This window comes from Sorangium sp. So ce124, assembly GCF_051525235.1.
GTDB classification, from domain to species: Bacteria; Myxococcota_A; Polyangia; order Polyangiales; family Polyangiaceae; genus Sorangium; species Sorangium atrum.
In genome coordinates this window covers 7,756,457-7,779,542 of the sequence record NZ_CP150312.1, presented here as the reverse complement: position 1 = coordinate 7,779,542, position 23,086 = coordinate 7,756,457, and the positions used below count along the sequence as shown (strand labels likewise).

The 23,086-nt window shown below is 67.5% G+C and carries 15 protein-coding genes; 12 read left to right on the top strand and 3 right to left on the bottom strand.

The genetic code is table 11. The annotated features are described in order from the left end of the window. Window positions 1–14 precede the first annotated feature (14 nt). The 4 genes from WMF19_RS29105 to WMF19_RS29090 all read left to right on the top strand — a co-directional run bounded on the left by WMF19_RS29105 (window position 15) and on the right by WMF19_RS29090 (window position 3,796). Window positions 15–902 carry a helix-turn-helix transcriptional regulator gene (locus tag WMF19_RS29105; protein ID WP_437893328.1) on the top strand — a complete coding sequence of 296 codons (888 nt, stop codon included), beginning with the start codon at window positions 15–17 and terminating at the stop codon, window positions 900–902. A 56-nt stretch (window positions 903–958) separates the two neighbouring features. Then, complete coding sequence (locus tag WMF19_RS29100) at window positions 959–1,519, top strand: sigma-70 family RNA polymerase sigma factor (RefSeq protein WP_437893327.1); 561 nt, start codon at window positions 959–961, stop codon at window positions 1,517–1,519. Continuing rightward, window positions 1,516–1,728: a hypothetical protein gene (locus tag WMF19_RS29095; RefSeq protein ID WP_437299416.1), complete on the top strand. Its 213-nt coding sequence runs from the start codon at window positions 1,516–1,518 to the stop codon at window positions 1,726–1,728. Before WMF19_RS29100 ends, WMF19_RS29095 begins: the two co-directional genes overlap by 4 nt. A 1,699-nt stretch (window positions 1,729–3,427) precedes the next feature. Beyond that, window positions 3,428–3,796 carry a hypothetical protein gene (locus WMF19_RS29090; protein ID WP_437893326.1) on the top strand — a complete coding sequence of 123 codons (369 nt, stop codon included), beginning with the start codon at window positions 3,428–3,430 and terminating at the stop codon, window positions 3,794–3,796. Between the two features lie 177 nt (window positions 3,797–3,973). Here the strand turns inward: WMF19_RS29090 and WMF19_RS29085 are convergent, their stop codons facing one another. Continuing rightward, window positions 3,974–4,222 (bottom strand): hypothetical protein, encoded by a 249-nt coding sequence (locus tag WMF19_RS29085; protein WP_437893325.1) that lies wholly within the window; start codon window positions 4,220–4,222, stop codon window positions 3,974–3,976. Between the two features lie 1,344 nt (window positions 4,223–5,566). Between WMF19_RS29085 and WMF19_RS29080 the strand changes: the two genes are divergently transcribed. The 5 genes from WMF19_RS29080 (at window position 5,567) to WMF19_RS29060 (ending at window position 14,352) form a co-directional block, all read left to right on the top strand. Beyond that, window positions 5,567–6,859 (top strand): protein kinase domain-containing protein, encoded by a 1,293-nt coding sequence (locus tag WMF19_RS29080; protein ID WP_437893324.1) that lies wholly within the window; start codon window positions 5,567–5,569, stop codon window positions 6,857–6,859. A 100-nt stretch (window positions 6,860–6,959) separates the two neighbouring features. After that, window positions 6,960–7,769 carry an HNH endonuclease gene (locus WMF19_RS29075; protein WP_437893323.1) on the top strand — a complete coding sequence of 270 codons (810 nt, stop codon included), beginning with the start codon at window positions 6,960–6,962 and terminating at the stop codon, window positions 7,767–7,769. 108 nt (window positions 7,770–7,877) lie between these two features. Then, the gene (locus tag WMF19_RS29070) at window positions 7,878–8,666 is read left to right on the top strand and encodes an abortive infection family protein (RefSeq protein WP_437893322.1); all 789 of its coding nucleotides are present in this window, start codon (window positions 7,878–7,880) and stop codon (window positions 8,664–8,666) included. A 669-nt stretch (window positions 8,667–9,335) separates the two neighbouring features. After that, window positions 9,336–9,485, top strand: a complete 150-nt coding sequence (locus tag WMF19_RS29065; RefSeq protein WP_437893321.1) for a hypothetical protein — start codon at window positions 9,336–9,338, stop codon at window positions 9,483–9,485. 187 nt (window positions 9,486–9,672) lie between these two features. After that, window positions 9,673–14,352, top strand: coding sequence for a phosphorylase family protein (locus WMF19_RS29060; RefSeq protein WP_437893320.1), 4,680 nt, complete (start codon window positions 9,673–9,675; stop codon window positions 14,350–14,352). Window positions 14,353–14,562: 210 nt separating this feature from the next. Here the strand turns inward: WMF19_RS29060 and WMF19_RS29055 are convergent, their stop codons facing one another. Continuing rightward, window positions 14,563–16,278 carry a recombinase family protein gene (locus WMF19_RS29055; RefSeq protein WP_437893319.1) on the bottom strand — a complete coding sequence of 572 codons (1,716 nt, stop codon included), beginning with the start codon at window positions 16,276–16,278 and terminating at the stop codon, window positions 14,563–14,565. Window positions 16,279–16,402: 124 nt separating this feature from the next. Here WMF19_RS29055 and WMF19_RS29050 point away from each other — a divergent pair, with 124 nt between their 5' ends. After that, complete coding sequence (locus tag WMF19_RS29050) at window positions 16,403–17,950, top strand: hypothetical protein (RefSeq protein WP_437893318.1); 1,548 nt, start codon at window positions 16,403–16,405, stop codon at window positions 17,948–17,950. 197 nt (window positions 17,951–18,147) lie between these two features. On the opposite strand, the gene WMF19_RS29045 is transcribed toward WMF19_RS29050, so the two are convergent. Then, window positions 18,148–19,698: an ATP-binding protein gene (locus WMF19_RS29045; RefSeq protein ID WP_437893317.1), complete on the bottom strand. Its 1,551-nt coding sequence runs from the start codon at window positions 19,696–19,698 to the stop codon at window positions 18,148–18,150. A 152-nt stretch (window positions 19,699–19,850) separates the two neighbouring features. Between WMF19_RS29045 and WMF19_RS29040 the strand changes: the two genes are divergently transcribed. Next, entirely contained in the window at window positions 19,851–21,737 is a 1,887-nt protein-coding gene (locus WMF19_RS29040; protein ID WP_437893316.1) for a WD40 repeat domain-containing protein, read from the top strand. Then, window positions 21,734–22,969, top strand: coding sequence for a caspase family protein (locus WMF19_RS29035; protein ID WP_437893315.1), 1,236 nt, complete (start codon window positions 21,734–21,736; stop codon window positions 22,967–22,969). The genes WMF19_RS29040 and WMF19_RS29035 overlap by 4 nt, the downstream gene beginning before the upstream one ends. Window positions 22,970–23,086 lie beyond the last annotated feature (117 nt).

The following is a 23,086-nucleotide window of genomic DNA, read 5'->3' as shown; positions in this document are numbered from 1 at the left end:
GGAGGAGAATCGCTATGGAGGACATGCTGGGTGCGATGTGGCTCGTCTCGCCGCTCGGGCTCGCGATGATAGCCTGTGTCGCGATCGGCTTCGCGGTCACCGCGCGCGAAGCGCTGGGACGCGAGCGCGGCCTTCGCGAGGCGCGCGAGCACGCGCATGACGACGAGGAGGCAGCCCTCATCGATGCGAAGGAGCAGGCAGTGGGGGAGCGGGACCGATGCCGGCGCCTTCTGGACTGTCACGTGGATGCGGCGCTCGCGAAGCTGACAGATGCCCGCGCGCGCCCCGTCCCCTGGCCAGGAAGGGTCCTCGAGTCGTTCTGCGCGACGATGCCTTCGTGGAGGAGGAAGCTGGCCGAGAGCACGGGGTTGGAGCCGAGGGAGGTGGAACGGTTGCTGAGGAGCGACCTCCCGATGACGCCCGGCCTTGCTCGGCAGCTGGAGGCCTTCACCGGCACGCCGGCGCGGTACTGGGAGCGCCTCTGGCAGCTGCACCACGACGACCGGACGGACGCCGAGGAGACCGTGGTGATCCAGGTCGGCGAGCCCGTCACCAAGCGCGAGAGCGCGGCGCGTCCCGCGTCGTCGCCGGCGCAGAGCTCGACGCCGCCGACGCTACCTCCCCGCGCGCTCGACGTTCCTCCGCCTGTGGTGCCGTCGCCCGAGCTCGCGGCCATGAGCCCGCGCGCGAAGCTCCCGCCGCCGCCGCAGCCGCGCCTTAGGTCGCCGCTCCCTGTCCGCGCCGCCACGGGGACTGAGCCCGCCCGGCGCGCTGCCACGCTGACAAGCTTCCCGCTACAGCGTGACGAAGGCGGGCCGGGTTCCGCGAACATTGCCGATTGGGAGGACGTTGAGCGCTCTCCGCTGAACACGACACTTCCGGGAGTAGGGAGCCATGGGTGAGCGCAGCCGTGCCTCGCATTCATCATAGGGTGCGATTTCGCAAGGGGGGTAAAGTCATGGATTGTCCGGATGAAGGAAAGCGCGCTGCGGCGTACGCGCGCTTGTTTTGCCCGATGCTGGTTCGTGCGGTGTTGCTCTGGTTGGAGAGGATGGGGGTCCCTCAGTGCCAGCGTGGCGACGTCGCGGGTCAGGTCTGGCTCAACGCCTGCGAGAGCTGGCCCAGGTTCGATCCGAAACGCGGCAGGCCGGAGCGCTGGTTGAACGCGATCACCGTACACGTTGCCTCCCACTACCACGAGCGTGCGCGAAAGCGCAGGGAGGAATTGGTCAGTTCGATCGAGGTGCTTGATCCAGCGCCAGATGCTGCCGCTGTGATGGAGTCCGACAACGTCAGGGCCAGCACCATGGATGCAGTGAATGAGCTCGATCCGGTGCTGCGACTCGTTCTCGTGGCACACGATTTGGGCGGAGTTTCGATGGCCCAGATCGCCCAAGATGCAGGGCTGCCCCTCTCGACGCTTTACAGGCGACGCGCACGGGCCATCGGTGAGTTGCGTAATATTCTTATGCTTCGGGAAGCCGGCGAGATCTCTTCGCGGGGAGTGGGACTGCAATGAGCGTCAAGGGCCTGGTTGTTCACTTCCGGCGCGACCTGGATGACGACGAGGCGGAGCGAATGATCGACGCTCTGATGATGCTGAAGGGCGTCGCCAAGGTATCATCTGTCAAGGCCGGTTACGAAGACGAACTGAACCGGCAGCGGGTCAAGCGAGAACTGCTAAGCAAGATTGATGGCCTTCTGAGAGATGACGAGGTCCCGATCTAGCTGCCGACGAACCCGCGTCGTCGTGGTGTCGACGCAAAAGGCCCGCGGTGCCGCCATCGGGCCGCGCTCGCGGGCGACGCTGGCGCCCGGACGACGTCGTGCCGCTCCAAGCGTGCGCCTCTGATCACGATGCGCGAGCCGAGCGCGGCGAATCGGCATCGTGTGGGTTCTACGCGCACATGCCAGGGGTCGCGCTGGATTCCATTCCCACAAGAGATGGTGTTTACCGTGCGCAGTTGAAGCCGAGCGGACGCGAGGGAGCTCGGCGAGCCTGCGACGTTGGCCGGCAGCCCCATGGTCTCGTACGCGATCGACGGGTGCAGGGCCCCAACGTGGCGCCCGCGTTCAGCGTCGCCATGCGCGGCCCGGATCGGCGCGCGTGGACGTCCGCGCGCGAGGCGCCCTGGGAGACATTTTCTCGAGAGACAGTCGGAGGCGCCAAGCTGGCCGATCGCGCGCGCCATCGTCCGGTCTGCCCGGTCTGACGTGAAGGGCCGCCGCTGGCGCTTGGCCTCGCGCCCGTCACGGGCGCGGGGAGCGTGGGCGGCGTCACGGAGGCACGCGCCGACCGCCGCGACGCCGGCCCGCTGGCGTGGCGATGACGCCGTCCGTGCGCCACCGTCGTCCGCCTCCCGGCCCGGCGTGGCGCCGTGGGCAGGACGGCGCTCGACGGCGTTGGCGGAGTGTTGGCGACCACGCGGCTGGAGCTACACGACGTCGCCCATGCGTGGCCGTGCCGCGCGCGGGCGGCTCGTCGGAGCGCGCCGTGGGGCAGGTCGCGGTCACCGCACGCTGACGGCCGAACGCCTGGGGCTGCGCACGATGCCGCCCGTGCAGCAGCGTCGCCCGCCAGCGCGGCCCGACGACCGCGCGTCGGGGGCCGCCAGAGCGCGAGGGTAGCTGCTCCTGCCATATACAAACCTCGGTTGTTGTGTGTTTCGGGTTCGGGACGGAGCCTGAACGAGAGCCCGTGAGGAGGCCCGAAATGGTAATTCTGACGATCTGGTATCTCGTCGCGAGTTACCGGGATCTGGTCAGGTGTGGAAACCGCTCTGGTGTCGCGCAGTTAGACCGCTTCGAGGGAGCGCCCGAGGGGCCAATTTGGGGGGGTCGCGAAGGGGTCGTTTTGGTAATTTTGCGCGGGGTCGGCTGAGGGGCTCCGGCGAGCCGCCCACCTCCGTTTTGTTGCGTACGCGTGCCACAGGGCGGCGCGCGACGGGCACGACCGCGGGGCGGCCTGACGCGGGGCGCGAACTCGGCGCACGGGGCCGCGGAGCTCGTCCAGGCGGGAGGCTGGCGCAGGCGCAAGGCGGAGCTCGCCCAGGTGGATGCCAGCGCGGCTCGCGACCGCGGCGCCGGGCGAGCTGGCCCCGCTCGACGGCGACCGCCCGGGGGGGCACCCAGCACACCGAGGTCACGTGATCGGGCCCCAGCGAATGCCAGTCAGGTCACGGTGCCACGTGAGAACCGGCGTCCTCTTGGTCGCACGCTACATCAGACTTTAATGCCGTCGTCCTCCCCAGGAGCCGACTCTGGTACTGTGCTTTAACGCTCTTTAAAGTTGAACGGAAAATGAAGGCTTCGCTCTGGCAGGTTTGTGGTTCGGTGCTTTTGTAGACGCATGAGCTCGCGGCGCTGGTACGAGCTCGCGTGCGGAGTTGTCCGCGCGCCGAGCCACGTCCTGGAAGAGTGTTTCCAGATGAACAAGCAGACCCGGTGCCACCTGCGCGCGATCGCACGGCTGCACCCCGAGATCGGCAACCTGTGTGATCAGCTTGAAGCGCCCTGGAACGCCGTGCGAAGGATCGCGCACGCGCCGGGGGCGGCGGCGCAGTGGGAGCGCGCGGAGCAGGTGCTCGGTGAGCTCGTGGAGAAGCGCCGGGCGACGGCGCCGCGCCGGTCGAGGCTGGAGGCTGTGCGCCTGGAGGCGCTGAAGCGAATGGGACCGCCGATGGAGGGGGGAGGAAAACTTGCAAGCAGCCTGCGAGCCGCGTGGGAGGCGGCGGAGCGCGGGACGCGCGCGGTGCCAAGCCCACGTCCGGGCGATCGGCAGGCTCGCATGCGGTGAAGCGCTGGCCGGCAGGAAGCGCGCCGGTCGAGCACATGAAGCGGCGTCGCGATGGACTTTCGCCGCTTGCATCTCCCGTGCGTGCCTATCGCGGCCGCCTGCCGATCCTATTCAGAGAGCAGGCGACGCTGGCGTTCGGGCGACGTCGTGCAACTCCAGCTGCGTCAAGGAGTGCTGTCACCGCGCCGGTACGGCGCCGCGCTCGGCCCGATGGACGAGGCCGACGGCGCAACGCTCGCCGACGTCCGCCTCGATCTCTGCGACGGCGTCGAGCTCGCCCGGGGTAGGCGATGGTGGCCCCCCGAGCTCGTGCTCGGAAATCTCGATGTTGGCTAGGCGTGGAGCGGCGCCCCGACCGGCGAGCCGCGCCGTCTGCTCCGGCGTCATGAACGACGCCAGCGCGATCGCGGCCTCCCTGGCGTCCATCTCGACGCCGCGGCCGCGTCGCGGTTTGACCAGGCTGCGGCGCCGAGTCCGCGCTCGAGGAGCATGCCGGCGACGTGGTCCCCCTCGACCAGGTGGATGGCGACGGCCCCGAGCTCGCGCGGCGCTTCTACCTCGAGCAGTAGCGAGCGGGCGCAAGGCGTCGCGGAGGCCGCAGAACCCGGGGAATCCAGAGCCGGTCGCGACCGCTCGCGACCGCCGCCACCGTTTCGGCGGCACCTGCCGCCGTCTCGGCAGCCGACGCGGCGGCCCTCTCCGAGGAGATCCGTGGGCTCCTCGCGGCCGGCCAGCTCGTCGCCGCTCGCGGCGTCCACGCCCGCCTCGGCGCCGCCCTGGCGCTGCTCCAGCTCCCGCACCGCTCCGCTACCGCGCCGAGGAGGCCGCCACCATTTCGCGCCCGTCCCCCGTTCCGCGTTCACCTCACCGCCGTGCGCGCCCAGCACGCCGCCGATGTCGCGGCTGGCGCCGGCTGGGTGGCCCTCCCTGACGCCCTGGACCGCAAGTGTCCGAACGCCGGCCGAGATTGGCCGTGGCAATGGGTCCTCCATGCGACGTGCCCCTATCGCGATAGGGAGACAGGTCAGCTCCGGCGGCATCATCTGCACGAGACGGTGCTCCAGCGCGCGGTGCGAGAGGCCGCACCTGCCCCAGGTCTATCGAAGCGCGCGAGCTGCCGCCCCCTGCGTCACTCCTTCGCCACGCACCTGCTGGAAACCGGCTACGACTCCGCACGCTCCAGGAGCTCCTCGGCCACTGCGACGTGAACACGACGATGATCTGCACCCACGTCCTGAACCGCGGCGGCCTGGCCGTCTGCAGCGCGCTCGACGGCCCCATCGGTCCGAGGTCGTGAATGGACCGGTGTGTGTCCGGCAACCTCCCGATGAGGAGGCCGCGCCGTGTCATCCAGGCGCGACGCGGCGCGACGCCTCCGGCTACGCGTCCGCCGCGCCCCCTCCAGGCGCCCCCGGACCCCGAAGAGGCGGCGATTGCCGTTGGTGTTAGATGGATCTACCCGACGGCGCCGGACAGCACCTGGGCCTTGCGGCGCAGAGCCGATCCGGGACATGTTTCGTGGGAGAGGCTACAAAAAGCGAAGATCTAGGCACGCCTGGTCCGGCGGTTTCGGTTGACCAATAGACTGATAGTTGGGCAGGCGGGCGTCTCGCGTGGGGGCCCGCTGGTTGGAGAGGGGTCGCTTTTAGCAAGCAGCGCTTCGGGACGTTCTTTCTGATGTGCAGCTGCCATCCCCGTGGGGCGCGTGATGTGTAGTTGCGCCTGACTTCCCGATAGCGTCCCGCGCAAAAGCATGCTAGGGGCACCTTGATGCCTGGCGACCGACGCGCGTACCAAGTCTCGAAAGCTTCGCCGATTGGCAGGGGTGGATGCGCTACCGTGTACCGTGCGGTTTACAAGCCCGCTGCTCAAATCGTTGCGTTTAAAGAGTCCTTCGCTGACGATTATGCGCGACGTAGGATGGCCCGCGAGATCAAGATCCAGGGTATCCTCAAGCACGCTCACGTCATGCCCGTCCTTGACGCCGACTCCAAGGGAAAGTGGTTCACGATGCCGCTCGCCGACGGCGATCTGAGATTGCTGCCTCCGCGCGGGCACTCGGAGATCGTTGCGATGACGACTGAAGTGAGCCTCGGCCTGCAAGCGGCGCATGAGGCGGGGCACGTGCATCGTGACGTCACCCCCGGAAACATCCTTCGGATTACCGAAGGAAAAGCGTCGCGCCACGTGGTTGCAGACTGGGGACTTGTGCGGCAGCCGCACGGTAAGACTACCGCGCTGCTCACCTCGGAAACCCGATTTATCGGGACGCAGGGATTTGCGGCACCGGAGATGTATGTCGAACCTCACAGCGCTGGAATCACCGCAGACATCTATAGTCTCGGCCGTGTGGTGGCGTGGCTCGTTACCGGTACGCAGCCCGTGACAACCCAGCCACTCCTTCCCGAGGGGCCCTGGCGCCATTTCGTAAGACGAATGACGGAACCGGATCCGAGGGCGCGACCCCAGAGCATGACGGAAGTGCGAGAGTTGTTGGCAACCGTCGTTGAGGAGCAGCCGAACACCGCGGCATCGGCCCCAGATTTGGCTCAGCGTGCCGTGCGTGGCGACACCGCCGCCTCGCGCGCACTCGTTCAACTCGGACTCGACGAGCCGCGCAACTCTGAGCTGTTTCTCGACTACATTACCGCCGTGGACACGGAGTTCCTTGTTCGGGGCTCGGAGGCACACGCGGGGGCGCTCCTCGCGTCCATGGCGTACCATCTCTCTCACGACTGGGGCCACCGATCGTTCGACGACGCGAACCCTAGTATGTCATGGATTCTGCAGCTTGCGCAGGCAGCTGCCTCTGCAAATCGTCAAGGTCTCCTAGAGGACGCTGCCCGCGCATTGTTCGAAGCCGAAGCCCACTGGAAGCGCTTTGATCAGCGAAGGCGGACCCGCGGATGGTTGCTAAGTCTGCGCGGCGTATCCGCACAGACCGTCGCAAGGGCACTTCGCACGCACCCCGCGGCTATGGAGTGGTATGAGGAGGAGAATTGGAGCTCGACCTCGGCCGACATAGCTATCCGTGAGGCATTTAAGGCGGTTCGCTCGCGATGAAATGGCCGCCCAACAAGGGCTTGCTGATCGACGCGTGGGTTCGCCTAGCGCACCCACGGGCGGCACAAGCCCCGGCCGTTAGACATCCGGCGACAATCACATGACCATCTCAGATAAAACGCGAAAGATCCTGTGGGGACACTCGGGCAACCGCTGCGCGTTCTGCCGGACATCTTTGATGGTCGATGCGACACCTGAAGACAATGACTCAGTCGTGGGAGACGAATGCCATATCATCTCCGGGAAGCCCGGTGGCCCGCGCGCCGATCCAGCATTCCATCGAGAACTCTTGGACGAACCTGACAATTTGCTTCTACTGTGTCGTGTGCACCACAAGATGGTTGACGACCAGTCCGAGACCTATACCGCTGACGTGCTGAAGACGATCAGGACGAACCATCAGCGCTGGGTTTCGTCAGTGCTCGCGGAGGACGGTAAGATCCCGCCCGTTCGCATTCGCCGAGTCAAAGACAACATTCCCTCCCACCTTATCCGACTGATGTCGGGTAGCGATGTATTCAAAATCGTGGACCGCGCAAGCGGCTACCTGTTTGACCACGACGACTTGAGGTCCGAAAGCGAAGTGGATCTCGTGGGCGGTTTCCTTCAAGAGGCCAGAGACTGGGGCGAGATCTCTGACGACCTCGAAGCTGCGGATCGGGTCCGCGCGACCTTCGATTTGACGAACTCCCTCCGCATCCTCGACGAAGCCGGCTTCTGGGTTTTCGGTGCCACAGAGACTCGACGTCTGGAGGGAGGCGTGGCGGCACCCAGCTCATTCCCCGTAGCGATCCTCCGTGTTATCCGATCCGATGACCCTTCCATCATAAAGATCGATGTGCATCCTTCGGAGCACTTGGAATCTGCTGAATGTCACCACACCGACACGCCCCGGAGGCAGGATGTCTAACGGTCCCGTGAACCGGACAACTGCCCTCCGGCGTCTCTGGCTCTGTCGGGCGTCCACAGGTGACGGGCGGACCGTCAGGCGGTGCAAGCATTGTCGGAGGATCTTTTCATGATCGTCCTCGCTCACGGCTCCGGCGCCCAGGACTTCTACACTCTGGACCGCGCCTTACCACCGGAATTGTGGCAGCGTGTTCGCATTACCGCTCTCCAGCTATTGCGTAAGCGAGGGCAGACCGAAGCGGCAGATGCGCTGGAATCGATTCCGTTTGAGTTGCTTAATGCCACAAACGGGTTCAACGATGAGTTTGCGGTGCTTCAGGCGACCTTGAACTTGGACGAGTACGTGAACCTCTCCGCGTCCAAGGCAGATTCCTACAGCACATCTACTTACAACCAGGTCAAGGGCGTCTTCTCAGAGTTGGGTTACTATGTCAGATTCATCGCTGCAGAACTGGCGACAAGCACAGCTCCTGTCGTGGCGCCTCCCGTACTCGCGGTCAGCTCTCAAGCGGTCGAGCGATCTCTTCGCGACGCCGACAACCTCACAACTGCATCCGGGGCATCATCCGCCGTCGACCGCGTCCATACGGCCTTCCACGGCTATCTACTCGCTGCCTGCTCTCATTCAAGTATACCAGTACCAGCTAATCCATCCATCACACAGCTGTTTAAGCTACTCCGAACTCAGCATCCTTCCTTTACAACCGGCTCCTCGGTGTCGCCTGAATCGATCCGCATCGTGAACTCCCTGGCCAATATTGTCGACGCGCTCAATCCGATACGAAATAACGCCACTCTCGCGCACCCCAACCCCGCTTTGCTGAGCGAACCCGAAGCCATGCTGGTCATAAACACGGTGCGAACATTGTTTCATTATCTTAATGCCCTCATCGTCTAGTGTCCCGTCCCTGAAGAGCGCGAAATAAATCGCCGCCCATGGGCATTGAAGTCAAACATGCGAACGGGACGGCCGAAGGCAGAGCTGGTCCTCACCGAGAACGCGCACAGCTGGGCACGTTCTCGCGCCGGGGCAAGACGGTGCAACACCTGGCACTGCGCGCGCATCGTGCGGACCTGCGCGGTAATAGAAGGTAGACGTCTGCGCCACCGCGCTCAGCGTCGAGTTCCACGCTCTGCGCTCGCGCTCCGCCATGACAACCGCGCCCACAGCGTGCGCTTCGGGTATGTCCACGCGCTTAGTGATGGCACGACCGCCGTGTTCCAGAATGAGCCGCACTCGCATGCCGCGATGCTACCACGGGCACCGCGCGTCCCGGGAGCGGTCACGCGCCGCCGCGCGAAAACGCACCAAATGGGCTGCAGTTGCAAGTGCTGGCTAGGAGACCGACTGTCCGAGCCTCGCCGCGCTGGACGAGCGGACGGGTCCTTCAGTGTTACCGTAGATCGTGGGGCACCTCGACGGGCCCCGCAGAGGGGGCAGAGGTCAGCGGTGCCCGGACGGCCCCATCGCCATGGGCATGACCGGTCAGCCAGCTCGCCCGGATGCTGAGGACGCCCATCGAAACCGCGTTCTCACGGCTCCGCCTGGGCTGCAAGATACTCGCGTATGTGCTTAAGCTTCGGCGGTAGACTCCGCCTGCTGACGCACCGGTCCATCAAGCAACACCGTGGCAGCATCCGCGTCGAGAGCGATCCCGGCGAGGGCACCACCCTGCGCATGTGCCTGCCTGGGATGCAGGCGGAGCGGGCGGAGTGACAGGGAGGTGTGACAGCTGCGGTCAGCAGGGAGGGGCAGCTCGAGGGATCGTGCGCGCCCCGGGTCGATGAGGCGTCGCCTGTCTTGCGGGCGTGACCTGGAGCGGCGCCGGCTTGCAGGTTCCCGCAAAGGAACGTAGCCTTTGCCCTTACGAGCACCCAGGCCTCGTCTTGGAGCTCATCCGTCCATGGGAACCGTGAATCGACGATATAACTGGAAGCGGTTCTGGTGCCCGCGCGAAGGCCAGAACACGCTGGATTGCGAGGGATATCTCCTCGATCCCGACGGAGAGCACGGCTGGTACGCGAAGCCTTGCGCGGTGGCGTTCGACGACATCGCATCCAGGCCCTGCCTGCTCCTGCTGGGCGAGCCGGGCATCGGGAAGTCGAGCGCCATGGCAAGGCAGCGTGAGATCGCGGCGAGGCAGCTTCCGCCCGGGGAAGAGCTCCTTGACATCGACTTTCGCCTTGACCGCGATCTGAAGAGCGACCTTTTCGAGCACCCGAAGTTCAAAGGATGGCTCGAGGGCAAGCACACGCTCCACCTGTTCCTCGACAGCCTCGACGAGTGTCCCGAGGCCGACGCCGCGTCCCGGATCCTCGGCAAGCTTCGCCGGGGTCCCGTGGAGAAGCTCCGGCTACGCATCGCCTGCCGCACGGCCGAGGTGCCGCTTGTCCTGGAGCAGGGGCTCCAGGAACTCTGGAGCCAGGACGACGGCGGAAAGAGTTTCGTGGGGATCTACGAACTCGCGCCGCTGCGCAAGAAGGACGTCGAGCTCGCGGCGCGCGACGATGGCCTCGACGCCGGCGCGTTCCTCGCGGAGGTCGCGCATCGCGGCGCAGTGGCGCTGGCGACCAAGCCCGTGACCTTGAGCTTCCTGCTGCGCCGCTACCGCGCCCGGGGCGCGCTGCCGAACACCCGCTGGGCGATCTACAAGGAGGGGTGCCAGCTCCTTTGCGAGGAGCGGAGCCTGACCCGGCGCGACCGCGGCGAGACCGGACGGCTGGACGCGCGGCAGCGGATGATGGTCGCCGCTCGCATCGCGGCCGTTTGCCTGCTCGGGAACCGATCCATGATCCATCTCGGTACTGACCCCGGCGATCTCCCGGAAGACGCGCTGCTTGCCGAGGTGCTGAGAGGCCGTAGTGAGCGGGTCGGAGAGCAGGATTTCGAGGTCGACGCCAGGGCGGTGCGGGAGACCCTGACCATGACTGGGCTCTTCACAGATCGTGGGAGAGACCAGTTGCTCGGCTGGGCGCACCAGACGTACGCGGAGTTCCTGGCTGCGTACTTCCTGCGCGAGCGGGGGCTCGAGCTCGAGGCCCTGGAGGGGATCCTGTTCCCTTCCGTGGAGCGCGTGCAGATCGTGCCGGCGTTGCGCGAGGTCGCAGCCTGGATGGCGAGCGCTGATGCGGAGATTTTCACGAAGCTCACGCACGACGATCCACGGACGCTCTTGCGGAGTGACGTGGCCATGGTGGGCGACGTGGAGCGCGAGAGGCTCGTCGGCGCGCTGCTCCAGAGCTTCGCAGACCGAGAGCTGATCGATGTCGACGTGGGAAACAAAGCGGTCTACCGCAAGCTTTCGCACCACCGGCTGCCGGAGCAGCTCGAGCCGTGGATTCGAGGGCGAGATCGGTACTTCATCGCGCGGCGGGGGGCGATCGACATCGCCGAGGCCTGCGAGGAACGGCGACGTCTCCAGGACGCGCTGGCCGATGTCGCGCTCGATCCGGCGGACGACGTGAACCTTCGGACCCGGGCTACGCGGGCCGTCGTGACGATCGCTGACGAGGCCGCGAGGTTGCGCCTCCGGCCGCTTGCTCACGGACAGGCCGGGAAGGATCCATACGACGAGCTCAAGGGGTACGCGCTCACCGCGCTCTGGCCGGGGCACATGCCAGCAAGCGAGCTCTTTAGCTGCCTCACGCGACCCAAGAACAAGGGCCACTTCGGCGCGTACCGCGCCTTCATCGAGCGCGAGCTGGAAAAGGGACTCTCCGATGCGGACCTCGTTGAAGCCCTCGCGTGGGCGGAGCGGCAGCCTCGTACGGACCACCCGATAGACCGGTTCGCAAAGCTCATCGGTCGGCTCACCCGGAGGGCGTGGGACTGCATGGATGACCCAGCCATCCTCGAAGCGCTCGTTCATCTGGCCCATGTCAAGTTCGGTCGGCATGAGCACCTCTTTCCCGAACCTATACGCCACGAGGCGGCAGGGGCCCGCACACCGGACGAGCACCGGAAGCAGCAGCGCTTCATCGAGACGTACCTGCAATTAACGAAGCTGCCTGCTCAGCCCGATCGAGAATACTGGACCTTTGTGTCACAGGGCATGCTCCACCCAGATGACTTGTTCTGGATGCTGTCTCGCCTCGAAGCCGCGGGCGAGCAGGCGTTGAGGCGGCGCTGGGCCAGCCTCGTAAACGCCGCAATCCAGCACCAGGGGTTCACCTACGACTCCGTGAGCGCCGTCATCGACGCGGCGCCTCGGCATCCCGAGCTCCACGAGGCGCTCCGGTGGATGCTGGATCCGGTCCAGCTAGACTCGCCGCTCGCAGAGCAGCAGAAGAGATCATGGCAGGAGGCCCAGCAGCTCGGGGCAGAGCTCCGACTCCAGCGCCGAGAGCGCCTCCTCGCCCCGCCACCCGCGGAGCGCGTCCTTCGGTGCCTCGAGCGCGCCGAGCAAGGAGATCTGGATGCCTTCTGGCAGATGCAGCGCGTGATGTCGCTGCATCCGACGAGCACCCACTATTCAGACCACGGCCAACCGAGCTTGACTAGCTTTCCTGGCTGGAGGGACGCCGACGATCCCACACGTCGCCGCGTCCTGCTGGTGGCGAGGCGATACATCATGGAGCGCGATGCAGCGCCAGGACAGTGGCTGGCACATGGTTCGTTCTATCACCCTGCCATCGCCGGTTACCGGGCGCTGTTGCTGCTGAAGGACCTGGACCCCACAGGGTTCGAGGCGCTTCCGGCGAGCGCATGGCAACGGTGGACCCCGGCCATCATCGGGTACCCCATCTCTTCATCCGACCAGCCGACGGAAGAGGAGTCGCACAGCGAACTCGTGCGCCTTGCCTATCGCCTCGCCCCCGAAGAGACATTGTGGACGCTGGCCATCCTCATCGACAAGGAGATCCGGATCCACGATGATATCTTTATCTACCGCAAGCTGAGCCATTGCTGGGACGATCGGCTGAACGCTCTCCTGTTACTCAAGGCGCAGGACCTCTCGCTCTCGCCGTCCCCCTTCGGCTCCCTGCTGGGCGAGCTACTCGAGCGCGGCGTCGAGGGGGCGCGGGAGTATGCAGCGTCTCTTCTGGCTCTGCCGCTCCCCAGACGGCGAGGCGTCAGGGCACGTGCGCGGGCAGCAGCCCAGGCGCTCTTCGTGCATACGGCTGACGCGGGCTGGCCTGTTCTCAAGCAGGTATTTCGAGCGGCTCGAGGGTTCGGGCGCAAGGTCGTGCTCGGAGCCGTCGCGGACATGCCTCGCCGACAGAGGTCACGCTGGCTGCACCTCTCCGAGGATGAGGTTGCAGAGCTGTTCCTATGGATGGAGGAGCAGTTTCCACGAGCGAAAGATCGCAACCTCTTCACCGGGGAACTCCAAGCGATCGAGCCGCGCGACGAGGCGGCGGAGCTGCGCAATGCGCTGCTCAACAGCCTGTCGGAGCGAGGAACCCGCGCGGCACTCGACGCCATCTTGCGCATCGAGCAGGCGCACCCGGGCAAGGACTGGATCAGCTTCGTGCGCATCCATGCGCAGGAGATTACGCTGCAGGGGACACGCAGGGTCCTCTCACCGATGGAGGTGATCTCGCTCCTTCCCCGCGCAGCGGGCCAGGTCGCGTCCGCAGGCGAGCGCGAAGCGAGGATCACCTACGAACGCCCCGGCGCTGTTCGTCTCCAAGCTAGAGAAGCTGCCACGCAAGGAACTTGGGCCCTGCGGAACCCGCATGAAATGACTGATCTACACCCGAGCCCTATGCAGGAACTTGCCGCCGTGAGAGGGGATCTGGAAATGGAAACAAATGTCATCGCGCCAGCCGACGTGGTCATCGTATGTGCGGTGCCCGACCTCGAACTTGATAAGGTAAAAAGGGTAATCGGCACTTCGTGGGGCGAGCTAGAGCCGGTGCCGCTGGATCCTCAGTCCTATTATCATTCGATATACAAGACGGCGAAGGGAAGGCAAATTCGGGTGGTGGCTGCGGCGCCCAATCATATGGGAATGTCAGCGTCCGCCGTGCTCGCCACTAAGATGATCATTCGCTTTCGGCCAAAGCTTGTAGCCATGGTTGGTATCGCTGCCGGGGTAAAAAAGAAGACCGAGCGTGGGTTCGGCGACATCTTGGCTGCGGAGCACACGTTCGACTATGGCTCCGGAAAGGTCGAGATGACCGGTGATGAGAGCAAGAGAGCGGTAATTTTTCATCCCGACCCAAAGCCGCTCGATGTCGATGGTCGTCTTTTGCAGAGGCTCCGAAATTGGCAGTCGAACAAGGGCCACATCCTCGATGAGATTCGTCGCGCGTGGAATCCGGGGCCGCCGGATTCATCTCTCAAACTGCACGTGGGCCCACTCGCGTCGGGGGCAGCAGTGGTCGACGCCAAGCCACCGATCGACGAAGTCGTCGAGCACTGGCGCAAGCTCATTGGCGTCGAGATGGAGGCATATGCAGTCCACCGCGCATGCAAGGACACCATCGAGCCTCAGCCCAAATTTCTTTGTCTTAAGTCGATTAGTGATTTTGCGCAAGACAAGGAGGATGCGTGGCGAGCATATGCAGCGTTCACCGCAGCGGAGTTCTGCTACCGCTTTCTCGTGGCCGAATGGGAGGGGCTCTTCCCCACGGCGTAGCATTTGGCGACCTGAGGTCGGTGTGACATCTGGCGCCACGACACCTTGTCGACGCGACGTGTCGTTATATATATGGGAGATCCGCTGCGTCGAAAATGCTTCTCATGCTGGGGGATCGCGGCATCCGCTAGGCCCACTCCGCCCTTGTATCCATCGCTTTCTCCTTCGTCGTGATGGGAACAGAAGAGGTCTCCGGCACCGCTCAGACGATCATGGTGCCTTTGGTTGGGTGGTTACCTGGGAACGCTCGTCCGGGGCGACGGCACGTTCCGGCGAGCCGAGGTAATCACGCGCAGACATGGTCGGCGCGGGGAGCACCGCGACGATCGGGGACAGCGAGGCGATGGGCGAGGTGTCGGGAAGCGCAACGACGTTCGGCGCAGGACGGAGCGCTGGCAATTCCTGCGCTCCATGCGCCGCTGATATCTGCGATGGATCGCGCCAGGTGGTCCTGAGCTGCTTATCCTTCGTTGCCTCGATTTTCGACGAGAACGAGCGAATCAGTGCTCGCTGGATGTCTAGCGGCAAAACATCCCACTCGTCGACTACCTGCTGCACATAGGCGTGTGCATGCTTCCGAGTCTCGACGGTATCGTTGCCCGCCGTCTCCTTGAACTCGGCTTCCTTCGCCTCGATCGCTGCAAGCGCGTCGTCGAGGCGATTGAGTTCCATCTTCACATCGTCGACGGTGAAGAGCCCTTTTGCGACAAATTCCACGACTCGCTGTCGCGAGATCTTAATCTCGCGGCGCTGCGCGGCAAAGTCTGGTTTCTCGATTTGACGCGGTGGTCTCGTCAGCGAAGTGAGGAGCGAGCGAGCAAACGTCAAGAATTGCTCGCTTGCGGCGGCGTCCGCATCCGGCTGTCGCAACCATGCGCTGAGCTTGCATCGGACGCCTTTCTCTTTTTGCTCCACATGGCCACGGCAGACGTAGTAGCCCACCTTGTGTCGGCCTCTGCGGTCCACCGGACGGGCAGCGACGCTGCCGCCGCATTCCGCGCAACGGCAGAAGCCGCGCAGCAAGTAGTTCGCTGTCGCAGACGCGTCCTGGGGTTTCCTCCCGCGGCGCCGGCCTCTCAGCGCAAGCTGAGCATTGTTGAATGTCTCATCGTCGATGATCGCCTCATGTGCGGGGATCCATTCGGCCGGAAGTTGCACGACGCCACGCGTGGCGCTCGGCCGCACGCTGGTCTTTGCGACACGGCCCGTGTAGGTTCGGTTGCGCAGCGCGGTAACAACCCAGGCGCGCCCGAACGCCTTGATGCTGCCATACTCCTGACGGAGCCGCTTGGCGGTCTGGAATACGCTATGGCCTTCAAGGCAGAGCGCGAACATGCGACGCACCACCGCGGCGTGCTCCGGAACCACGCGGAGGGGGAGCGGCGTCTTCGTCCCTTTGGGCTTCGGCTGGCGTTCGTAGCCGAACGGAGGATGCCCTTCGACGAAGTGCCCTTGTGCGCGCAGGTGCTTCCGCCCCCCTTCGGTCCGCTCCTTGATCCGACGGCGCTCCTGCTCCGCCCCGACCGCCCAGTTGGCGAGCGTGTCCTCTGCCATCGGCGAGCGCGAATCGAACCCCTTGTCAATGGCGACGAACACGGCGCCCTTGCGCATGATCTGCCGAACGTTCTTGACAATGAAGACCACGTCGCGCCCGAAGCGGTCGATGTCCGTCACGACGACCATGTCGCCCCGGCGGACGTCCGCCAGGAGCGCGGCGACCTTCTTCCGGTTCACCTCGTTCTCCTCGCCGCCGCTCTCTACCTCCGGGAACAGGATCGGCGCCGGCAGCGAATGGAGCCGGCAGTAGTTGCCGATCCTCTCGGCCTGGGCGTCCAGGGAGACGCCTGCGATCTCCTGCTCCCTCGTGCTGACGCGCGGGTAGCCGAGCGTCCGCCGGATCGCGGCGTTGGGGGTTGCGTCTTTCATTTGTTTCACCTGTCCGAAAGGTTGATCATGCTCCAGCCCGCCCGGCTGAGCAAATCGCCGGTTTTGGCCGGAATTTCAGCCTCCTCTGCGTGTACTAAAAGTTTCGCTACTCTGGGAAGGCGGGGTGGTCGCTCTGGTCGGCGGCGCGCCGGTTGCGCGGCAGCTCACCGAGCTCGCCCGCCGAGAGCTCATCCGGCGGCGGCGCGAGGCGCGCGTCGCGGGTGAGGTGGAGTACGAGTTCCGGCACGCGCTGGTGCGGGAGGCCGCTTACAGCATGCTGACCGAGCGCGACCGCCGCGTCGGGCACGGCCTTGCAGGCGACTGGCTGGTGCGGGCCGACGGGGCGGGCGCGATGGTGCTGGCGGAGCACTTCGAGATTGGCGGCGCGCCGGCGCGGGCAGCGGAGGCGTACCTGCGCGCGGCGGAGGAGGCGCTGCGCGGCGGAGATCTCGGCGCGGCGATCGCACGGGCCGACCGGGGTATCGGCTGCGGCGCGGCCGGGGACATCGCCGGCAAGCTCCGCCGGGTCCAGGCGGAGGCTCATATCTGGCGTGGCGACCTGGCGCTCGCCGTGGAGCGGGGGAGCGAGTCGCTGGGCTTGGTGGAACGCGGCTCGGCCACATGGTTCTCGGCGATCACCCCCATAGTGTTCGGCGCTTCCAAGCTCGGTCGACTGGACGATGTCAGCCGCTGGATGACCGAGGCGGTGGACATGGCCGCTTCCGACGGCGCGCAGAGCGCGAAGCTCCGCTGCCTGTCCGTGGGCGGGGGCGCGCTGTCGCTGGGGGGACGGTACGCCGAAGGCGCCGCGCTGCTCGACGCTGCGCAGCGCGCCATCGTGGGCGTGGAAGCGCTCGATCTCGAGGCGGCCGCGCACCTCCATGAGGCGCGCTCGATCCATGCCATCTGCACCGGCGATCTGGGCGCCGGTGCTACCAGCCTGGAGACCGCATTGCTCGCCTTCGAGCAAGCCGGAGATCATCGCAACGCGTGCAGCATCCGGGGGGGCATGGGCTCCGTGTACATCGAGCTCGGCGACTTCGAGACGGCGCAGTCGATGCTGCGGGCAGTCGTGGAGGCGGCCGACCGGATGCACCTGGACGAGGCGAAGCTCCACGCGCAAGTCAACCTTGCGCACGCTCTCGGGTACCGTGGTCAGCTCGCCGAGGGGCGCGTGCTCGCCGAGGCGGCGGTCGCGTCGAGCCAGGGAGCGGGCATGGTGCGCACGGAGCTCCCGGCTCGCTGCTACCTCGCAAAAATCGCCCTCGCCATGGGCGATTTCGAGGCCGCCGAGCGCGAGGCGCGCGCCGCCATCGCGCTCTTCGAGAGCGCGCCGACGGTAGGCGTGCAGGCCTTCTCCGTCCTCGCGCGCACGCTGCTCGGGCTCGGGCGCACCGACGAGGCGATGCGTGCTGCCGCCGAGGCGAGCGCGCGGCTCTCGGAGTTTGGCACGCTGGAAGAGGGCGAGTCGCTCGTCCGCTTGACCTATGCCGAGACGCTCGCCGCGAGCGGGAGGCGCGCCGAGGCCGAGGCCGCGATCGCCTCGGCCAGGACGGCGCTGCTCGCGCGCGCCGAGCAGCTCAGCGACCCGACCTGGCGCGAGCGCTTCCTCCGCGATGTGCCGGACAACGCCCGCACGCTCGACCTCGCGCGGCAGTGGCTCGGCAGCTGAGCGATCGGGTGCTGGCCGAGAGCGATGCACCCTGCACACATGCCATGTCCCGGTGCGCCACGAAGGTCGGTCAGAGTGCCCGCGAGGTACTGCGTTCCAGCGCAGCGGCGGCTCCGTGATCAACGACGCACACCGAGGTGACGGAAGGCGCAGGCAGCCCCTGGCGTGGGATCGCGCATCGCTGAAACGCGGAGAGATCAGGCGCGAATCAGGACGACCTCACGGCCGGCAGGGGTCGACGCGAGCTCGCGGCGCGTGCGCTCGGCGATGGGGGGCTGTCCCGAGCGCTGGTCGAAGAGGATGAGCCATCCGCGCTGGAGCCCCAGCCCGGCGAGGTACTCGTCGATCTGAGCGAGCCCCTCGGCGAGGGGATCCGGCCGGCCGTCGCGCCAGACCTTGAGCTCTATCGCGAGCGTCTCGCCGGCATAACGAACGCAGAGATCCATCCTGCCCCGACCGATGGCGTACTCGCGCTCGATGCTGCCGCCGCCGTTCACGACGCGGTGGAGGAAGGCCATGACGACGAGGTGCGGCGCGATCTCGTGGTAGGGCGCCGCTCTGAGCAGCGGCTCGCCGTGCTGGCGCCAGAAGGAGAGGAAGGCGTCGAGGAGGCGATCGGCGTCGAGGCGGCCGTCGGGCGTGAGCCAGGTGGCCGGGATCTGCGGCAGCGAGTCGCGCACGCCGCTCGCGAGCTCACGGACGATGATCTCGCGGTAGATCGGATTGGCAATGGCGAGACCGCCTTCCGCCGTGCGGCGCACGATGCCCAGGTCGACGGCGAAGCGCCGGTCGTCTTCAGGGACGTCGCCGAGGGTGCTGCCGGCGAGCATGGGCTCGATCACGGCGCGGACGCGTGGCTCGCGCAGGCGCTCTACCAGGCTATCGAGGTGCGTGTCCTGCCGCTCGATCAGGATGTCCCTGGCGCGATCGACGTCCGCGGCCGTGATGGGCTGCGCGCGATCCTTGACCAGGACGTCGACGAGCTGACGGGCGAGCGCGTTGACGAGCCACGGCTGGCCCTGGGTGAGCTCGAAGGCCCGATCCACGGCGCTCGTTTGAAAGCTCTGGCCCGTCTCGGCCGTGTGCTGGGCGTAGAGGGCGGCGATCTCTTCTCGGGTGAAGTTGCGCAGCGTGAGCGACTCGACCTTGATATTGAACGGGCTCGACGTGCCGAGGCGGTCGCTGTTGCCGGATTCGACCTTGTAATCGCGCACATCGCGCAGACCGATGAGGGCGAGCGCGTGCGGGAAGCCATGCGGGCGGCCCGGATATCCGCTCCGGAGCTGACGTAGCACGGAGATCAGCGTCGTATCTCGCAAGGCGTCGATCTCGTCGAGGAAGATGACGAGGGGCCGCGGTGCGGCCTGGGCCCAGGCGCGCAGGGCGGCCCCGATGCGCTGGCCAGGGGGCGCATCCGGGAAAGGCGGCGGCTGCAGATCCTCGGGGAGCTGCGAGCTCGCGTTACCTCGCCACTCGCTCAGCATCGCGAGCTCCGCCGCGCCGGGGTCGTCGGGGAAGGGGGCGCCGACCTCCATCGAGACGAGCACCGCCACATAGCGCCCTTCCCGCGTGAGGGCCTGGGCGAGCGTCAGCAGCGATGTCGTCTTTCCGATCTGCCGCGGCGCGTGCAGGACGAAGTAGGCTTTGCGATCGATGAGGTCGCGCACCCCCGGCAGGCGCTCCTCGGGCGGGAGCATGTAGTGGTCGGCCGGATTGCAGGGGCCTGCAGTGTTGAACCAGCGGTGCATCGCGGCGCGAGTCTAGAGAGCAGCGCGCGGGATGGCCAGCGCGCCGCTGGCGGCGGTGTTCGCTCGCCGGAGCGGCGCCGGTGGGCCAGCGCGGCGACGTCCGCTGCGCTCGCCCGGCGGCCGCGAACCTCGATGAGATAGGATGGGTGGCAATGTCGAACGGGCGATTCGGAGGCGGCGCGGCGGGGCTAGGCGCAATCGCCGTGGTGGTGGCGATCGAGGGCTGCGGAAGCGCGCCGCCGGCGCCGTCGCAGCAAACGCAGCACACGCCGGCCGCCCCTCCGGAGGCCTGGCCGCCGCCGGGGGCGCGGCTGGCGAAGCCCGAGGGGCACCTCGCGAAGGTGAACTGTCTGGCGTTCTCGCCGGACGGTCGGCAGCTCGTGTCCGGGGGCGAGGATCGGGTGCTGCTCGTCTGGGATGTGGCGACCGGCCAGGTCGTCCAGTGGCTGGAGGGGCACGGCGGATGGGTTTGTGGCTGTGCGTTCCTGCCGGACGGGCGCGGGGTGGTGAGCGGCGGCTGGGGCGGCGAGGTCTTCGCCTGGGATCGCAAGAGCGGCGAGCGGCGGCGGCTCGGAGCCCTGAGCCCGACCGATGCTGTCATGTCGCTCAGCGTGCGACCCGATGGAGGCGAGATCCTCGTCGGTACGCTCTCCGGTGTGGCGAGGGCCTGGGAGCTGGGCTCGGGCGCAGCCACCCTCGAACAGGACGCGCTTATCCGCCCTGGTGAGAGCAGCGTCGTGTGGGCGACGGGCTACCTCGACGACGGGCGCGCGTTCGCAGGCGGGAACGCCGGTGTCGTGGTGTGGAATGGGCGACAGGCCGTGACAGCCAGGTACGACGCCGCGAGCGCGGTGGCGTTGCCCGGCGGTCTCCTTGCGCTCGGCGGTGAGGGCGAGGTGACGCTGCTCCAGCCCGGCGGCGCGCTCGAACGCCTCGGCGCGCAGGAGCGCTGGGTGTACGGGCTCGCGCTGAGCCCGCGGCGCGATCTGCTGCTCGCCGGAGACGCCGCCGGCAGCAGCGCCCGCGTCTTCCGCCTCGCCGACAGGTCGCTGCGGTGTGAGCTGAAGCGATCGGCGGGCATCTCCGCCGCTGCGTTCGACCCCACCGGGACCTGGTTCGCGGTGGCCGGCGACGATGGCTCGGTCGCGCTGGCCAGGGTCGCGGACTGCACGGGCGTGGATCGCCAGCTCGCCGTGCGGCAGCTCGGGATCCCGCAGCGGCGGATGCGCAGCGTCGCGGCGGGGCAAGCCGTGCTCGTCGGAGACGGCGCCGGCAACGTCAGCGCGTGGTCGACGGCCACATGGTCGCTCGCGGGCCGGTGGTCCGCCCACGCGGGCGAGGTGACCGCGCTGGCCGCGCTTCCCGATGGCGGCTGGGTCTCTGGGGGTCTCGATCATGCCGTCGTCGCGATGTCCGGCGTCTCCAGCGCTCCCCCTCGTCGGATTGGCCAGCTGCGCAACTTCCCCTGGGCGGTCCGCCCCAGCCCTGACGGCATGTCCGTCCTGTCGGCCGATGCAGCAGGGGATCTGACGCTCCTGCCGCTCGGCGAGGGCGGGGCGCCGGCCACGCTGCTCTCCGAGCGGCGGCCGCTCTATGCCCTCGCCGTGGCTGGCCGATTCACGCCGGCGCCGCCGCAGCGCCGCTCCGCATCGAGGAGCACGCACCGATCCACTCCATCGCCGCCACCCCCGACGGCAAGCACCTCATCGCCGTCCTCGGCGATGGCCGCGCCTCGGTGCGCGCGCTCCCGTCGGGCGACCTCGTCGCCTACCTCGTCCCGCTCGGTGACGGCAGCTGGGCCACGGTGTTCGCCGACGGCCGCTTCGTCTCGTCCGGCAGCGGCGCCGCCCTCGGCCTACGCTTCGAGGACCCCGTCACCCGCAAGGTCACGACGCTCGGCGGCCTCCCCCACGTCGGCGTCAGCCCGCCGTCGGCGACGCGCACGGCCGAGGGGCACCTCCTCGTCCGGGCCACGGTTTTCTCCCCGCGCGGCGTCCCCCGCGTACGCCTCGACGGCCGCTAGGACGTGCGCGGCGTGACCCCGAGCCCGACGGCCGTGTCCGCGTACGAGGTCGAGTTCCTCCTCGGCGATCGGTCCTCGGCGCCCCACCGCCTCGACGTGCTCGGCCCCGGCGGCGAGAGCGCCCGCGCGGACATCCGGCCCGAGCCCGACCTCCGCGCCTGCGCGTTCCGCCCGCGCGCCCTGCTGATCGGCAACGCCGCGTACCGCGCCCCGGGCGTCAAGCGCCTCCCGGGCGCGCTGGTCGCCGTGGACGCGATGCGCGGGGCCCTGCAGCGCAGCGACGGCTGGGCCCTCGACGATGACCGCATCAAGGCCTCCAAGGATCTCGACGCGGCCAACCTGGAGCCGACCGTGACCGGTTTTCTCGCCGGCGCCGCCGAGGGGGAGACGCTTCTCGTCTACTTCTCTGGTCACGGCCTCGACCAGCGCGGCGAGGGCTTCCTCCTGCCCATCGACTACGACCCCGCCGGCCCTGCCGATCCTCGGAACGCGCTGTCCGCCGCGCGCCTCTTCCAGGCCATCGCCGCGTCGAAGGCGGGGCGCGTGCTCGTCCTCCTGGACGCGGGGCGCGCCGGCGGCTTCTCGCTGCCCAAGGATTTCGGCGTGGAGCACGACCACAGCGAGCGCGTCGGCGTCGTCACCGCGGCCAGCTCTGGCAGCGACGCCGCCGAGACGCCGCGCGGGGGCGTGTTCACGCAGGCGCTCGTCGGGGCCTGGACCGACCCGGCGGCCGTGGATCCCGAGCGCGAGGCGGTCACGCTCGGCCTGGCGTTCAACCGGGCGCTGGGCCGCACCCACGCGCAGCGCCCGCGCCTCTTCGGCGGGCTCGATACGCTGCCGCTCGCGTGGCCGCGGCTCCGCGCCGCCGAGGCGCCCGCGGTGATGGCGAGCGACGAGGCCGCCGCTCCAGGCACCACGCTCGCGCGCGTGAAGGGGACGGTCCTCGGGACAAGTCACCTGACGGCGCTCGGGCATCGGATCGACGGGACCCTGGAGGTCGAGATCGCCTTTGGCCACGATACGGAGTCCGTGCGCATCGGCGTGTACGCGATCGACAAGACGCCTCCGGCGGCGCGGCCCGAGGTGTTCGAGCCGGGGCCATGGAAGAGCGGCCAGGTCCAGCGCCTCCGTGTGCCGCTCAAGGACCTCGAGCCCGGCGATTACCGCGTCGAGGTCGAGCCGTGCCGGGCGGCAACGGAGTGCGGCCACGAGCCTGCATCGCCATTCCGGATCCGACTCGGCGGTTGAGATCACGCCGCGCGCTGCCCTGCGCGGCGGGCCAGGACCTCGGTGCCCGGGCACCAGAACGCGCTGGGGTCGCGAATGTCTCCGGACGCCCGGGCACCAGAACGCGTCGTGGTCGCT

What these genes read in the sequence shown, in the direction of transcription:
- WMF19_RS29090 (WP_437893326.1), top strand. Translation starts at nt 3,428, where the DNA reads ATGAACAAGCAGACCCGGTGCCACCTGCGCGCGATCGCACGGCTGCAC.
- WMF19_RS29065 (WP_437893321.1), top strand. Translation starts at nt 9,336, where the DNA reads ATGTGCTTAAGCTTCGGCGGTAGACTCCGCCTGCTGACGCACCGGTCC.
- WMF19_RS29045 (WP_437893317.1), bottom strand. Translation starts at nt 19,698, where the DNA reads ATGCACCGCTGGTTCAACACTGCAGGCCCCTGCAATCCGGCCGACCAC.
- WMF19_RS29040 (WP_437893316.1), top strand. Translation starts at nt 19,851, where the DNA reads ATGTCGAACGGGCGATTCGGAGGCGGCGCGGCGGGGCTAGGCGCAATC.
- WMF19_RS29075 (WP_437893323.1), top strand. Translation starts at nt 6,960, where the DNA reads ATGACCATCTCAGATAAAACGCGAAAGATCCTGTGGGGACACTCGGGC.
- WMF19_RS29080 (WP_437893324.1), top strand. Translation starts at nt 5,567, where the DNA reads ATGCCTGGCGACCGACGCGCGTACCAAGTCTCGAAAGCTTCGCCGATT.
- WMF19_RS29070 (WP_437893322.1), top strand. Translation starts at nt 7,878, where the DNA reads ATGATCGTCCTCGCTCACGGCTCCGGCGCCCAGGACTTCTACACTCTG.
- WMF19_RS29055 (WP_437893319.1), bottom strand. Translation starts at nt 16,278, where the DNA reads ATGAAAGACGCAACCCCCAACGCCGCGATCCGGCGGACGCTCGGCTAC.
- WMF19_RS29060 (WP_437893320.1), top strand. Translation starts at nt 9,673, where the DNA reads ATGGGAACCGTGAATCGACGATATAACTGGAAGCGGTTCTGGTGCCCG.
- WMF19_RS29105 (WP_437893328.1), top strand. Translation starts at nt 15, where the DNA reads ATGGAGGACATGCTGGGTGCGATGTGGCTCGTCTCGCCGCTCGGGCTC.
- WMF19_RS29095 (WP_437299416.1), top strand. Translation starts at nt 1,516, where the DNA reads ATGAGCGTCAAGGGCCTGGTTGTTCACTTCCGGCGCGACCTGGATGAC.
- WMF19_RS29085 (WP_437893325.1), bottom strand. Translation starts at nt 4,222, where the DNA reads ATGGACGCCAGGGAGGCCGCGATCGCGCTGGCGTCGTTCATGACGCCG.
- WMF19_RS29100 (WP_437893327.1), top strand. Translation starts at nt 959, where the DNA reads ATGGATTGTCCGGATGAAGGAAAGCGCGCTGCGGCGTACGCGCGCTTG.